The organism is Ruegeria sp. BA2, assembly GCF_056539605.1.
In genome coordinates this window covers 17,180-31,785 of sequence record NZ_JBQFVE010000005.1, presented here as the reverse complement: position 1 = coordinate 31,785, position 14,606 = coordinate 17,180, and the positions used below count along the sequence as shown (strand labels likewise).

Sequence of the window (14,606 nt, the reverse complement as noted above, 5' to 3'; positions counted from 1 at the left end):
GGAATGGTAGAAAAGCGCGGCGCCGGCATCTGGCTGACCCATGCGTTCATGATCCTTGGCGTTTTGATCATCTTCTTCCCGATCTGGCTGGCCTTTGTGGCTTCGACCGTAACACAAGCCGACATCGTCTCACCGCCTATGCCTGTAGTGCCGGGCGATCAGTTCTGGGTGAACTATAAGGCGGCGCTGTTCTCAGGGATAAACGTGCCTGTCGCGACCATGCTGTTCAACAGTCTGGTGATGGCTATTGGCATTGCTGTGGGCAAAATTGTCATCTCGCTGCTGTCCGCTTTTGCGATTGTCTATTTCCGTTTTCCCGGTCGGACGACGTTCTTTTGGCTGATCTTCCTGACATTAATGTTGCCGGTCGAAGTCCGTATCGTTCCGACGTTCGAAGTTGTTGCTGGGTTCGGTATGCTCAACAGCTATTATGGTTTGATCTTCCCTCTGATTGCGTCGGCCACGGCAACGTTCCTGTTCCGGCAGTTCTTTCTGACGATCCCGGATGAACTGGCCGAAGCTGCCCGCGTGGACGGGGCCCGTCCGATGCGGTTCTTCATCGACATCGTGGTGCCCATGAGCCGGACAAACATCGCGGCGCTGTTCGTGATCCTGTTTATCTACGGCTGGAACCAATACCTGTGGCCCCTGCTGATCACGACTGATCCCGAAATGAACACCATCGTGATGGGTATCAAACAGATGTTCCCATCCGGCGATGATTTTGCACATTGGCCAACGATCATGGCCACCTCCATTCTAGCGATGATCCCTCCAGTCATCGTGGTGGTGTCAATGCAAAAGCTCTTTGTCCGCGGCCTTGTCGATAGCGAGAAGTAAGAAATGGCAACAGTAACCCTTGAGAATGTCAAAAAGAGCTTTGGCCCGACGGACGTTATCCACGGCATCGACATAGATATCGCGGACGGTGAGTTCATTGTAATCGTCGGCCCCTCGGGCTGCGGCAAGTCCACGCTGTTGCGGATGGTTGCTGGCCTGGAAACCGTGACATCCGGCGAAATCCGGATTGGAGAAGAACGGGCCAACGACAAAGAGCCGATGGATCGCGATATCGCGATGGTGTTCCAGAACTATGCGCTCTACCCACATATGTCCGTGCGCCAAAACATGGGATATGGCCTGAAAATCGCAGGGTTGCCGAAGGCCCAGATTGACCAGAAAGTGACCGAGGCCGCCAGGCTATTGCAGCTGGAACCCTTGCTGAATCGCAAACCCAGACAACTTTCAGGCGGTCAGCGTCAAAGGGTGGCGATGGGTCGGGCCATTGTCCGCGAGCCAGCAGTTTTCCTGTTTGATGAGCCGCTTTCGAACCTCGATGCCAAGCTGCGTGTTCAGATGCGTCTGGAAATTCGCGAACTCCAGGAAAAGCTGGGGATCACGGCGCTCTATGTGACCCACGATCAGGTCGAGGCCATGACGATGGCCGACAGGATGATCGTGATGAATGGTGGCATCGCCGAGCAGATTGGAACGCCATTAGAGGTCTACGAAACACCGAGAACTCTGTTCGCGGCACAGTTCATTGGCAGCCCTGCGATGAATGTGTTTGATGCCCAGCGTGAAAACGGGACGATCAAGATTGGTGAAATTGCGGTCGGCCAATCTGCAGGTCCTGATACCGTGTTGAAGCTGGGGATACGCCCAGAGCACCTGCTGCTCGATGATAATGGTCCGCTAGAATTGGCGATTCAGATGGCAGAACCGTTAGGAGCCAACACTCTGTTGCACGGTCAACTCGCGGGAGTCGGCGGAGCGATCACGATTAGCCTTCCGGGAGTCCATCCGATCGAGGGCCGGCACCCGAATATGCGGTTTTCGGTCGCCCCAGAGCACATGCACCTGTTTGACCAATCAAGCGGTAAAAGACTGGGCGGCTAATGGCGTTTCCCCAAGTCGAAGCCTTCCGTGGTGGAGAAAACCTGATCCGGGTCGTGGGCCATCGAGGGGCAAGAGGGGTTTTGCCTGAAAACAGCATGATTGGTTTTGATTTCTCGCTGTCTATCGGTGTCCCTCTTCTCGAGTTTGATGTTGTCCTGACGGCCGATAATGTACCGGTCATAACCCATAATCATCGTCTGCACGCCCCGAGCTTTCGCGGCGCAGATGGCCTGTTTCTGACCGGCGAGGAACCGAAAGTTTCATCACTGACTTTCGAACAGATTCAGCAATTCGATGTTGGACGGTTAAACGGGCATTCTACCTACGGCCAACGCTTTCCAGACCAGGCCCAATTGGAAGGCGTTCGAGTCCCAAGGCTGATGGACTTGCTCAATTTGGTAAGTGAACCAAAATACGGCGATGCCTATCTGATGCTCGAACTGAAGTCGGATCCTGACGTGGCCCATGATCCGCTTCATAGGGAGAACTTTGTCGGGCGAGTTCTACAGGAAGTCCGCGCCAAAGGTCTTTCGTCGCGCGCGGTACTGCACAGCTTTGATTGGAATCTTCTTGAGGAATGTCAGCGACAAGCTCCTGAAATGCCGTCTTCTTACCTTACACAGCTTCCAGATAACGCGGATGATGTTGGAGAGGATTCCTCGAAAGCGGTTTGCCCAGATTTTCGCGGTCGCCGCGACGAAATTCCAAATTTGGTCAAGCAAGCTGGCGGTTCGCTTTGGTGCCCGTATTACGCGGATGTAACTACTGAAAATGTGGCGCGCGCAAAAGATCTCGGCCTTTGTGTTGCTGTTTGGACGGTCAATGAGCACGAAGAAATAGACAAGATGATCGACTTGCGCGTGGATGCAATTGTATCTGACTACCCTGGGCGGGTTCAAAGGCATCTGTCGGATTTAGGCATGGGGTGGCATGTCGACAACCAGTGAATTCTTAATCGCTAATTCGTGACGTTTTTTTGTGTTTCTGCCAGTCACAATCGGAAAGAATCGGTCACATCATCACTTCAACATGCTGTAGAGGGTGAGCACCGAAAAAACCTGATTTATCTTCCACGCAGTGCCAGTTTAAACGGAGGCCCCAGAATTCAATAGAGGCTTCGGATTTGTGCGATTAAGTCTATGGCGTAAGACAACGTTGTCATGTAAACCTCGCGCCCAGTGCTCTATCGCTGCACTTGGTCCGCTTTAGGGCTCAAGAGCTGGCATCGGAGGCCGCACAGCATCTGCAATCGCGTGGCAAGACGGACACTTCGAGGGCGGCCCATACGCGGAACTGACCTGTGAGACGGATGCCTTCTAACACCGAAACAGTCATTCGTCGCCTTCCGGAAAACGTGAATTTTGGGTTCTCTGCCGCCATTGGATCGGTCGCAACATGTTCAGCGAAGAATTGCTTGCAACATATAGGACGGCCCTTTGCAGACTTTGGCGCAACACCCGCGTTGCTGCAACTGTTATTCCCAATAGCTGACGTTCGCCATGGTTGCGATTCCGGAGCAACGTTCGAATGCTCAGCGATTATCTTCCTGTCCAACACTTGAAACAGGACATTTTCCTTAGTGTTCCAATCCAGCAATAAGCAGCCCACTAATGACACGCTGTCGATCCTGATCTCGCCCAAATGGGGCGACGGTTCTCATAAAATGAAGTGTGAAGTCAGGATTTATTCGTAAAGCACTCTGCAACGCTGATTTTGCTTCGTCTGCACGAGCCATCTCGCCCAGTACAGCGGCGCGAAGCAAGTGCGCCCAAAAGTAATCCGGATTGCGCACAAGGGATCGGTTCAGAGTATGAAGTGCGTCTTCGTTTCGCTCAGCAAAAAAGTGTCCCAATCCCATAAGCGTGAGTATCCAGCCATTGTCATTTGGGCTTAACCGTAGGCTCCGCTCCAATGCGACAAAGGCTTCATCAGGCTTCCCACTCCAAACGAGGATGTCCCCTAGATGCCCCTGTGCGCTGTAATTGTTGGGCGCCAGAGAGACTGCTTTTCGCAATTCTGCCTCAGCTTCAGTGTGTCGCTGCTGCCAAAGAAACACCTTTCCTCTGAGGGCGCGGGCCGAAGGCAGTTTGTCGTCCAATGCCAACGCCTGATCTGCATGAGCCAGTGCGACGTCTAGAGGCTTGTTGTCCCAACCTGAAACGCTCGCCATCCAATGGCTCCACCCCAAAAGCACTTCCGCGCGTGCGTAACCAGGATCGATATCAAGAGCATTCTTAAACAAGTCCTGCGCAATCGGATTGTCCTGTGGGGTCATTCGTCTGAATAACTGATGACCACGCAATACATAGTCATGTGCTTCCGCATGCTCAGTTTCGACTTGGCGAAGCTGCGATGCGTCAACTTCACTCAACCGCACATCAAGCGTTTCGACGACATTGTGGATGATGCGAGCCTGCGTGTCCAAAAAGTCCTCCGCAGTTGCGTTAAAGCGTTCCGCCCACAGGTTTTGGCCGCTGTTGGTATCGACAAGCTGCGCATATATGCGAAGCTGGTCGTTGTGTTGTTGAAGGCTCCCCTGCAAAACGTAGCGCACACCAAGCTCCTCGGCGATCGCATCCAAGGGCATTGCCTTATCTGCATAAACGTCCGTTGAGTTCCGGGCGATAACAACGAGCCCCGTCAGTTTTGAAAGCTCTGTAATCAAGTCTTCGGCAATGCCTTCAGCCAGGTAACTTTGATCGGGATTGGGTAATAAATTGTCGAAAGGAAGTACCGCGATTGAGGGGCTGTCCGAGAGTCTATTGTCAGGGTTTGGCGGGCGATATGAAAATGCGAATACAACACTGAGTATAACCACTGCCGCCACAGCAACCCAGCGCAATGGAAATGGCAGCTTCGTTGAATAAAAGCCGTCGTTGCGAGTGGCAGGACTTTGTGCAACCGGCTGCGGCTCCCCTTCGGCAAACGCAACCTCGCCTTTGAATCGATATCCAACACCCCTCTTTGTCTGAATGAATCGGGGGTTGTGTGGATCATCGTCAAGTGCGCGGCGCAATTGCTTTACCACATCCTTGACCGAGCCTTCCGTCACATGCGTCTCAGGCCAGACGCCTCTTAAGATAGCTTCTTTGCTAAGAAGACGCCCCGGGTTGCGAGCAAAAAACACCAAAAGTTCAAAGGTTTTGCCCTGCAACGCGACCGGTGAGCCATCACAGGTAACTCGGTGCTGTTGCAGATCGATTGTTATCCTTGGTCCGCAGCCCATGCCCCCTCCGCTCGGTGGCAGATCATGATCCTACCAAAAGACTACCAAAACTCTACCCCAATCTCACCAACGCATTGATAGCGAAAAGGAGCGCCATTCGAACACTCAACTCAGGGAACCTTGAAATGTTGTATCGTAACCTTTTTGCAAGCTTGTCGTTTCTGATCGCACCAGCCGTACTGCTGGGGGACGCAGCTCCAAGGTCAACACCCTCATGGTGTTGCCCAAATCAGTGCCAAACTGACGATGGTCACGCGAAGCTCGTGCCCCGCGAAGATGGTTCGGGAGAATTCGACCTTATTCTCAACAATGTTCGAGTGCCCGTAATGTCTGATGCTTTTGTCGGCTCCTCTGAGGACGGCAACATTAGATATTGCATTGGGTATGACTCGTTTGGGAGCCGACAGATCAAATGTCTGTTTGTTTCAGCTGCCGTTTGAGGCAACTCAACTGGGCTCCAACGAGCGCTAGGGTTCGACGAATTGCGCGAACGTTCCTTTTACGGTTGCGGCCTAATTGGATGGACCCGCAATTTAGTTTTGCTTTCGGCGGAGCACGATGGATGGGGTTCTGGTAGTATGACACTTTTTTTGTGAGGATTGACGGCCCGAAGTCGACCTTGAGCGCTATGTTCGAATGCTGCGTTTGCGCCCGCATTGCTGCCGTTCGCTGCGCAGGCAATATACACGGAGTTATGAACTCACCAAATGCGGACAAAGCAGCCGCTCTTCAAATCCCACCTCAAATATTCCAGCTCTATGGGCTGTCAGCCTGCGAGCCCCGAGCGATGAACTCCAGCGTTGCCACAACGATCTCATCCCAGACCGGCGATGACTGTAAGATAATGTGGTTGTTGCTCTCAACCACATGAAACTCTGAGCCTTTTATTCCCCCCGCCAGCAAACGTCCCTGTGACAAGGGGTGTATCGCGTCCCCACTTGCATGAATGACGAGGGTGGGCGCTTGAACGTTGTGCAGCCGGTCGGTCACATCGAATTGATCGATTGTCCTGCGAATGCGGGCCGCCATTTCGGGCGTTGCTGATGCGAGCTGGCTTTCGGCAATACTCGCTCGCTCCTCGCGTGATGCGTCCGGACAAAACAGAGACACGAACGCCGACATGAAAGGGCTGTCTGATTTGCCCCACCCTTTGTTGATAAGGGTCATCAATGCGTCCGCATCGTCGCGAGAGAAATCATCTTCGCGGACCATCCGGCCTTGTGCGAAACCTCCAAAGAGCACGAGCCTACTGACACGTTCCGGGTATGTCGCGGCGAAATGGACAGATACGGGTGCACCCTGCGACGTGGCAAATATTGGAAACCTGTCAAGACCGGCCGCGTCTGCGACCGCCAACATGTCATTCGCATATGCCTCCAGGGACAGGTCGTCGACATCGGTCTGCGACAGACCTGTGCCACGTTGATCGTACCGGACCAGAGCATGCGACGCGCTGAGCGCCGCTATCATCGGTTGATAGACCGATCCCTCCCAATCTCGCTTCAAATGCGTGAGAAAGTGTCCGGCACGCAGCAGAGGCGGACCTTCTCCCGATTTCGCATATGCGATTTGGGTTCCGTCTTGAGAAGTCGCGAACTGAACGACTTGCTTTACCGTCGTTTCTGAGTTTCGAGGCTCGCCAGCGTCACTGGAAACCCGAGCCACCATTGAGAAGCCGCGGCGCGGGATTGTCCTTATAACTTTCTGGTCTGTTCCGTTGTCGCCGACGGCCTTGCGGGCTGCATTGATGCGGGCACCGATTGTCGCTTCTGATACAATGCGCCCTTTCCAAACCGTATCGACCAGATCGTCCTTTGTAACAAGATGACCGGCTCGCGCCGCGAGCAAATGAAGCAGATCAAATACTTGAGGTTCGATAGTCGCTACCTTGCCTTCCCGCGAGAATGAATGGCTCGCGATGTCGAGAACGCAATCGGCAAAGAAAAACCTCATAGCTTAACAACATCCTTTCATAACCCAGCCGTGATTGCCCCAATATTAGGGAACAAATAAATGAAATCCCAAGGGCTTCTAAAAAGCTTCTTCAAGCGCATAGCGGTCAGATGGTCAAAATCGACCGAAAGTGCTTGCCGGAGATGCTGGAATGTTTGATCTCGAAAAGTTCGTTGAGGACTGCAAAACTACAATTCAGAAGGATGCGACGCACAGCACAATTTCCGAACTCCTGAGGTCCGTGATGTCCGACCCCGGTGCTGTAACCAACGCTCTCGGAAAGCCGACATCAGGTGGCCTCAATACGATCTACAAATCGCCAGAGCTGACAATCCTCAATATGGTTTGGCGGCCCGAGATGATACTCATGCCCCATGATCATAACATGTGGGCCGTCATAGGCATCTACACAGGGCGCGAAGACAATATCTTTTGGCGTCGCTCCAAAGGTTCCCAAGATAGCCGTATTGAGGCGGCTGGAGCAAAGGCATTGAGCGCGGGCGATGTGGCGTCGTTGGGAAAGGACGTGATCCACTCTGTGATCAACCCACTCACCAAGTACACCGGCGCAATCCATATCTATGGGGGTGACTTTTTTGAGGCCGAACGCCTCGAATGGGAGGCCGAGGGACTGATGGAACGCCGTTGGAACCCAGAACGCGCAAAGGCACTTTTTGAGGATAGGTAGCTTTGGGTCAAATAACCGCTCCGGGCTTGTAGTCGACCTTCGCTATCTCCGGTCTCTACGATTGGAGGCAGCCCCAAGCGGAAATTTACATATATACTTTGTAGTTGCCGAGAGGCGGGACAAACCTGAAGTAAAGCTGTATTTATTTGTAAGCAAGGGACATCTCTCAGGAGATTAGATATTTGCGATGAATATTTTTCGGCGAGCTGATTGGGCCTCGGATGAAGGTTGGAACGGAAAACTCGAAGGGCAGAACGCTGGTACGAGCATTTCGTTTCTTTTCAATGAAGTGACAGAATCCGGCAAAGGCCCACCATACCACAAGCATCCATATGATGAAGTTTATCTGGTGCGTCAGGGAGAAGCCCGTGTCACTGTTGGAGACGAAGAAGCAATTGTGAAAGAAGGCGACATCTTGGTCATTCCTGCAAATACGCCACATAAGGTTTTGACCTCAGGAGAAGGACCCATTGAGATTATTAGCGTCCATGTATCTAACAAGTTTATGATGGAAATTCTTAAATGAGTTCATCCCTTGTCCAAGAGTGGATTGAAGGGTTCGGTGCAGTTCTTTGCTGTCCCTGGCTTGGGCCCCTTTTTGCGGGCCAAGCTGGCAATCGAGAAAACTATGCGAGATGTTAGTCGAATGCCAAAGTGGCGTTTCAGCCGACACATACTTCTGTCAAGATTTCTTGTCGTGGAGGACACCAAATGAAAAGGCTTTTCCCGTCACTTTCTGATGATGCGACGCTCGGTGACATCTTTCAGATGTTTCCAAAAAAGTTGGCTCCCTGGTGTGAGTATGAAAGCCTAGTTATGCGGGGAGAAAGCGAACTTTCTGCTTCTGAGCGGGAGCTCATTGCCGCGTATGTTTCCGGATTGAATGCGTGCTCATATTGTTACGACGCCCATACGGTCTTTGCCCGTGCTTACGGCATTGATCCAACGGTGATTGAGGCGCTATTGGAGGATTCAAGTTCGGCACCGGTGGACACTCGGATCAGGCCCATTCTCGCCTACGTCGCAAAACTCACGCTCTCACCTTCGCGTATTACAGAAGAAGACTCCCAGGCGGTCTACGATGCTGGATGGTCAGAAGAAGCATTGTTCGATGCTATTCAGGTCTGCGGCGTGTTCAATTTAATGAACCGTCTCATTGAAGGTTGTGGTATCAGCAAAATTTCGCGTGAATCCGGAACACTCGATGAGCAAACGCGCTCAAAACTAACCGGCGATTCATTTTACACCGATTTTGGCCGAGCCAACGGTCTCAATGTTTAAGTTGGGCTCAGTGCAGACTTCTGAACAGACGCCGCAAACGCTCCTGACCTGTTTTCCGCGGCATACCCAACGGCCCATAGCCGGCATCCAGCGTGCTGCCTCGGTGCTGCAGTCGCGCCCATTAGTGCCGTTCGCCGCAAGTGCGCTATTTATGACAAGTCGAACGGACAAAACGCGGGACGAACCGCTCGATGCTAGCGCAGCGAAAAGCTTGACTATGTCTCGACGTTGCCCGCGGCAGTGCAGTAGCGTGCTGAAACTGGACCTTCAAATCGTATAAATGCACTAAATCCAAATCCAGACGTTCTCGGCGCTTGCATTCTATGTCTCACATGCGGAATAAGCAGCCTAAACAGTTGTATCAATCATGACATCTGCCAAGTTAGGTGTCATTTTAGTACCAGGCCAGCAGTGGACTTAGCCAAAGCACAAGTTGGACAACTTATAGGCAATTGCAGCGAGCTATGCGATCATGGGAATAATGCCAGTGAGTATCTTGAGTAATGGGAGTATTCGGCGGTTTCGCTATCTTTCAAATGTATGTCGAAGCAGCTAGTTGGTCTTCCCGGCTTTCAAAATACGTTCAATTAATTCCAGTGTTGCTTCAGGGTCTGCCCTATATGCATCCCGAAGCAACTGCATTTCATCCAGTGTTCTGACACTTCTAGTGCCGCAAACATTTGAGTAGCGCCGATTTTCTGCGACATTCGCGATATTCTCCGCTTCCTCGATCAGGAGACACGCCTCCATATTGCTGCCCAGCCCAAAAATACCGGCCTCTTGTGCCTGGGCTGGTAGCTGGAGAATGAACACGGCCACCAAAGCGTGAAAGAGGGATTTCATGGCTTGCCTCCAAGCTAAATTACGGCTGAGTTGCTGATTTCGGACAGGTAACTGCCTACGGCATCCACAAGAACATCATCGGCCTCGATGAGTTTTCTGTTTGAGCCTGACAAAGGGTCGGAATCTTCCTCGATCAACAGGCCCGCCCTTACCAGTAGGTCAAGTGTTTTGACAGCACTGTCACGGCTCATGTGATCAAAGAGCAATGCCGCTATTTCTGTCTTAGCAAGAACCACCTTGCCCTTTTCCTTGACTGTTTTCACGCAGACATATTGCTGTGCATCTTTAAAGACCGACTTCTGCAGTTCTTTGCGCGTCCTGAAGCGGAAGTCTGAGGCCTCAAGCAAGCGTTTGACCTTCAGATTGTGAGCTTCGATCAATGCTTCAATTGCCGCTGGGCTCGAGCAATCCAGTGCCTTCAGAAGGAAAAAGAAGCGCGCAATGTGAACCACGTTTTCGTGGTTCATCTCACGCTGAATGACTTCGATGTCTCCCTTGACCTTACACATCTCTGCCGTTCTTGCCCGCAAGCAAGACAGGAACCTCGATTCTGCCAGCAATACCGTCTGGAGCGTATTCACCAACTGCGATGATGGCAGTTCCTGGGTCTTTTTTGCCTCTTCAGACAAATAGTTTCTCCTGACAATTCTCAGCTGTGTATTTGCGCGCTGGATCCGTTGACAGGTTAGCGGCGCCGAGTTGGATATTGCAAGCGTTGGGTAAAACTTCTCGGCCATGGCCAAAGGTAAATCCTATCTGTCATTTTGACGAATTTACCGCAATTGACCTGTTTGTGGCGGGGCAATCTGTATTTCAGATTACCCCGCCTGACGAGCAGACCATTCCAGTCAAATCGCCGCTTCTGATGCACGCTAAGGTTATGGGGGTGCCTTCTCCAATCAATTTCGTCCGGCTTTCAAATGAAAGGTTTGATTATGAATTTCTCTGCGCCCGAATTCACCATACTCGGCGAAGCGCTGGCATTGATGAGCCAATGCGGACTCTATCGCGACCGCGACCTGTCCGAGTTCTGCCAACTGATAATGCCACCGTTGGCACTGGGTCAGATGCGGATCTGGCGCTCAGGCGAAATGCCGGTTGGGTTGGCTACATGGGCCTATCTCGACGCGGACACCGAAGCCACCGTTTTGAACGAAGGGCAATGCCTGACACCCGAAGAATGGAATTCCGGGCTATGCCCTGTGGTCATGGATTTCGTCGCTCCGTTCGGTAACGGTTTCAAGATGGCACGCGATCTGACCCGCACCGTATTCCCCGGTGTGGCGTTCCGGGCTGCCCGCCGCAGTAGCGACGGTCAACTCAAAAGGATCGTTCAGTTTCCGGGTCGTAACGCCCACGGTAGCTGGACTTCAAGCGCGGCCGTTGCCGCATAACTTCATCTTTTTAAACAACTTCTACTGAAAGGAATTTTCTCATGGGTAGTTCAAAAAAATCACCGCATCAGACTTACAAGCTGTACGGAATTAGCGTATCCAAGGACGCCGGCAGCGGCAATGACAAGATGTATAGTTATGCGGCCAAGAGCTATCTCAAAGGTGGCTCGGGCAATGACTTGGTCTATGGCTATGGCGGCTATAACAAGCTTTATGGCGGGTCGGGCAACGATGTCGTCAAGGGTTGGGGTGCCAAGAACTACCTCTATGGCGATTCAGGGCATGACAAGCTTTATGGCTATGGCGCGTATAATCGTCTCGACGGTGGTTCGGGCAATGACAAAGTCTACGGCCTAGGAATCAAGAACTACGTCTATGGCGGGTCCGGCCATGATTATTTGGAAGGCAAGGGCGCCTACAATTATATGAACGGCGGCACGAGCAATGACACGATCAAAGGCTACGGTGCCAAGAACGACATGCATGGCGGCGACCATAACGACAAGCTCTACGGCTATGGCGCAGTCAACAACATGTATGGCGGCAACCACAATGACACGCTCAAGGGTTACGGTGGTTACAACAAGATGGATGGCGGCGCCCATAATGATGCGCTCTATGGCTACGGCGCCAAAAACTACATGACCGGTGGATCTGGCAACGACCACTTGGAAGGTCGTGGCTTGTGGAACAAGATGAATGGCGGGTCGGGCAATGACGCGTTGAAAGGCATCGGCGCTTATAACGAGATGTATGGTGACAGCGGTGATGACAAGATCGAAGCCATTGGTGCTGTCAACAAAGCTTACGGGGGCACCGGCAATGATGAGATCACCGGCATTGGCGGTGTCAACGTGCTGCATGGAGATGACGGCCACGACACGATGAAGGCCGTTGGTGGCGTTAACACCGTATTTGGCGACGCAGGCAACGACACCATGATCAGCGCAGGCGGTGTCAACGTCATGTTCGGCGGAGCAGGCGACGACAAGATGGTAGCAAGTGCCGTCGTGGCGACCACCCAAAGCGGCCAAGACGGAGCTGACACGATGGTTGCAATTAGCAACGCCAACTGGCAGTCCGGCGGCAATGGTGAAGACGCTATGGTCGGGGTCGGGAACCTCAACCTGCAATTTGGCGATGCTGGCAACGACATGCTTCTGGCGGCGGGCAATACAAACATCCAGGTCGGGGGTGTCGGTGATGACAAGCTGTTCGCCATCGGCAGTACGAACGTGCAGTTCGGCGGCGACGGTAAGGACCTAGCGGTCGGCGCAGGTGGAACTAACATCCAGTATGGCGGCAATGACAACGACGTTTTGATCGGTGGTGGCGCAGCCAATATACAGATCGGTGGCACCGGTGTTGATTGGCTCGTTGGTGCTGGAAAAGGTAACCTCCAGCTTGGTGGTGAGATATGGTCGACTATTCCAAAGGACGTGGACCTAGGCGCTTTCGATCTGGACAAGGCGGCGGATAAGCTGGCCGAATACGCCAACTCAATCGGAACAGATGGCCTCAACGTCATGCTGGCCGGCGGCGAAGCAAACATCCAGATCGGCGGGTCGGAGACCGACATCACAATTGGCGCAGGTAAAGGCAACCTGCAGGTCGGTGGCGACGGCGCCGACCTTATGGTCGGTGGCGGCACAGCCACCGCACAGTTCGGCGGCGAAGGTACTGACCTGATGGTGGGCATCGGGCGGCTCAACGTCCAGGAAGGCGGCGAAGACACCGATGTAATGTTTGCGATGGAACGCGGTAAGGACGCTGGTATCCAGTTGCAAATGGGTGGCAGCGGCAGCGACTTCATGATTAGCCGCGGCGGTGATGGCGAAGCTGACCCATTCGGCGTGCTTGCCGATCACATCAAGGAAAAGATCGAGAATGCACAGAAAGACGATGCTGAAGTGTCGACATCGGACGACGTCAGCACAGCAGAGGATGAGATGTCTCGTCCGGACACGGATACCGACAAGCAGTCTCTGAAGGAAAAGCTCATGGAAAATGCGCCGTCGCTCAACCTTCAGTTCGGAGGAGCGGGTGAAGACGTCTTTTCGACTGGCGGTGATCTAGGCTTCCAAATGGGCGGCCAGGACAACGATATTTTTCTTGGCGGCGGTGCCTACAATTTCTCCTTCGGCGGCACCGGCGATGACCTGATGCTCATGACCGGTGACAAGGCGAACTTCTCGTTCGGCCAGGACGGAGTGGACTGGATGATGGACAGCGGTACGTTCACCGATCTCGTTTGGAACATGCTGAAACCCAACAAAGACGGTGAGAGTACACCGGTAGATAACCCCTTTGATACCGTCTTCGGTAGCGCGCTGAGCACCGTGACTGGCAAAGTCGATGATCTGAAGGCAACACTCGACGCACTTAACCCGCTGAATAAGCTCACTGATGCAGTTGGCGATCTTGTCCATGATGCAAAAGACGCCGTCGCCAACATCCAAACAACAATCAGCTCTCTGATGGACTATGATAGTACGCAGTTCTTTGGCGGCGCTGGCAACGACTTCCTCTCCGTTTCCGACGCGGGAGGCGATGTAGTCGGCGGTCAGGGTAATGACACTTACCTTTACACATTCGGATCGACGGGCTCTATGGATGTGGACGAGGCTGGGCTGGATGCGGCCCGTGAACTCGGTGATTTCCTGAAACTTGCCAGTGATAAGCTCGACACGATCTCCGGAGGCGGAGGCGGTGAAAACGACGTTCTTGAGCTGCGCGATGCCGGCGCGCTTGATGGCAGCGACCTGCGTTTCTTTGTTGAAGGCGGCAAGGATCTGGTGATCGAAGGTGAAAATGGCGAGGTGCGCATTAAGAACATGCACGAGGACGACACCCGCATCGAAACCCTGCGCATCGTCGGCGAAGACGGTGTGCAAGAGATTGATCTTGGCGAGGCCTTCGAAGATGGTCTTTTTACAGCCACTTGGGCTGATCGTACCGGTCAAACCGGCATTGACGCGGTCGACAGTTTCGAGTTCAAGACCAGTGATCCGACTTTAGGCCAGGTTGACCTCGACGCGTATCTCGGGAGTGCAACCGACACAAGCGCCACTGACATCGCCTTTGCCGACGCCTTCGAAGATTGGATGCTGAATCTGATCGAAGCGGGTTCGAGCCTGCCCATCGTCGGCGGAGTCGTCGACGGGGCTGTTGAGATTGCGACAGACATTTTAAATCTGGAGACGCCGTCTATGCCCGACACCATAGATTTTATCTAAACAATACTTGGGCTGGAACCTATGAATAGGCTCCAGCCCAAACGACGGTTTCCTACCAACAACTAACAAAAAAGATAAACGAGGCT

12 protein-coding genes are annotated in these 14,606 nt (G+C 53.0%); 8 read left to right on the top strand and 4 right to left on the bottom strand.

All coding sequences use genetic code 11. From position 1 onward, the window contains the following. The first annotated feature begins 3 nt into the window (after positions 1–3). From ugpE to ACR0NN_RS12380, 3 genes are read left to right on the top strand one after another with little or no spacing between them, the layout of a single operon-like run. Complete coding sequence (ugpE, locus tag ACR0NN_RS12390) at positions 4–840, top strand: sn-glycerol-3-phosphate ABC transporter permease UgpE (RefSeq protein WP_170685423.1); 837 nt, start codon at positions 4–6, stop codon at positions 838–840. A 3-nt stretch (positions 841–843) separates the two neighbouring features. Next, entirely contained in the window at positions 844–1,899 is a 1,056-nt protein-coding gene (ugpC, locus tag ACR0NN_RS12385; RefSeq protein ID WP_170723847.1) for a sn-glycerol-3-phosphate ABC transporter ATP-binding protein UgpC, read from the top strand. Beyond that, positions 1,899–2,846: a glycerophosphodiester phosphodiesterase family protein gene (locus tag ACR0NN_RS12380; RefSeq protein WP_170723846.1), complete on the top strand. Its 948-nt coding sequence runs from the start codon at positions 1,899–1,901 to the stop codon at positions 2,844–2,846. Before ugpC ends, ACR0NN_RS12380 begins: the two co-directional genes overlap by 1 nt. A 629-nt stretch (positions 2,847–3,475) precedes the next feature. On the opposite strand, the gene ACR0NN_RS12375 is transcribed toward ACR0NN_RS12380, so the two are convergent. Together ACR0NN_RS12375 and ACR0NN_RS12370 are read right to left on the bottom strand one after the other, a co-directional pair. Continuing rightward, positions 3,476–5,125 (bottom strand): winged helix-turn-helix domain-containing tetratricopeptide repeat protein, encoded by a 1,650-nt coding sequence (locus ACR0NN_RS12375; protein ID WP_480684788.1) that lies wholly within the window; start codon positions 5,123–5,125, stop codon positions 3,476–3,478. 756 nt (positions 5,126–5,881) lie between these two features. Next, positions 5,882–7,078 carry an alpha/beta hydrolase gene (locus ACR0NN_RS12370; protein WP_170723844.1) on the bottom strand — a complete coding sequence of 399 codons (1,197 nt, stop codon included), beginning with the start codon at positions 7,076–7,078 and terminating at the stop codon, positions 5,882–5,884. A 151-nt stretch (positions 7,079–7,229) separates the two neighbouring features. Between ACR0NN_RS12370 and ACR0NN_RS12365 the strand changes: the two genes are divergently transcribed. The 3 genes from ACR0NN_RS12365 to ACR0NN_RS12355 all read left to right on the top strand — a co-directional run bounded on the left by ACR0NN_RS12365 (position 7,230) and on the right by ACR0NN_RS12355 (position 9,047). Beyond that, positions 7,230–7,766: a cupin domain-containing protein gene (locus tag ACR0NN_RS12365; RefSeq protein WP_170723843.1), complete on the top strand. Its 537-nt coding sequence runs from the start codon at positions 7,230–7,232 to the stop codon at positions 7,764–7,766. Between the two features lie 187 nt (positions 7,767–7,953). Then, on the top strand, positions 7,954–8,292 hold the full coding sequence (locus ACR0NN_RS12360) for a cupin domain-containing protein (protein ID WP_170723842.1): 339 nt from the start codon (positions 7,954–7,956) through the stop codon (positions 8,290–8,292). A gap of 185 nt (positions 8,293–8,477) precedes the next feature. Beyond that, the gene (locus ACR0NN_RS12355; RefSeq protein WP_170723841.1) at positions 8,478–9,047 is read left to right on the top strand and encodes a peroxidase-related enzyme; all 570 of its coding nucleotides are present in this window, start codon (positions 8,478–8,480) and stop codon (positions 9,045–9,047) included. 552 nt (positions 9,048–9,599) lie between these two features. On the opposite strand, the gene ACR0NN_RS12350 is transcribed toward ACR0NN_RS12355, so the two are convergent. After that, positions 9,600–9,890, bottom strand: coding sequence for a hypothetical protein (locus ACR0NN_RS12350; protein ID WP_170723840.1), 291 nt, complete (start codon positions 9,888–9,890; stop codon positions 9,600–9,602). A gap of 14 nt (positions 9,891–9,904) precedes the next feature. Beyond that, positions 9,905–10,627: a hypothetical protein gene (locus ACR0NN_RS12345; protein WP_480684787.1), complete on the bottom strand. Its 723-nt coding sequence runs from the start codon at positions 10,625–10,627 to the stop codon at positions 9,905–9,907. A gap of 183 nt (positions 10,628–10,810) precedes the next feature. On the opposite strand from ACR0NN_RS12345, the gene ACR0NN_RS12340 reads away from it, so the two are divergent. Together ACR0NN_RS12340 and ACR0NN_RS12335 are read left to right on the top strand one after the other, a co-directional pair. Beyond that, on the top strand, positions 10,811–11,284 hold the full coding sequence (locus tag ACR0NN_RS12340; RefSeq protein ID WP_170723839.1) for a toxin-activating lysine-acyltransferase: 474 nt from the start codon (positions 10,811–10,813) through the stop codon (positions 11,282–11,284). Between the two features lie 41 nt (positions 11,285–11,325). Next, positions 11,326–14,520 carry a hypothetical protein gene (locus ACR0NN_RS12335; protein ID WP_170723838.1) on the top strand — a complete coding sequence of 1,065 codons (3,195 nt, stop codon included), beginning with the start codon at positions 11,326–11,328 and terminating at the stop codon, positions 14,518–14,520. The last annotated feature ends 86 nt before the right edge of the window (positions 14,521–14,606 follow it).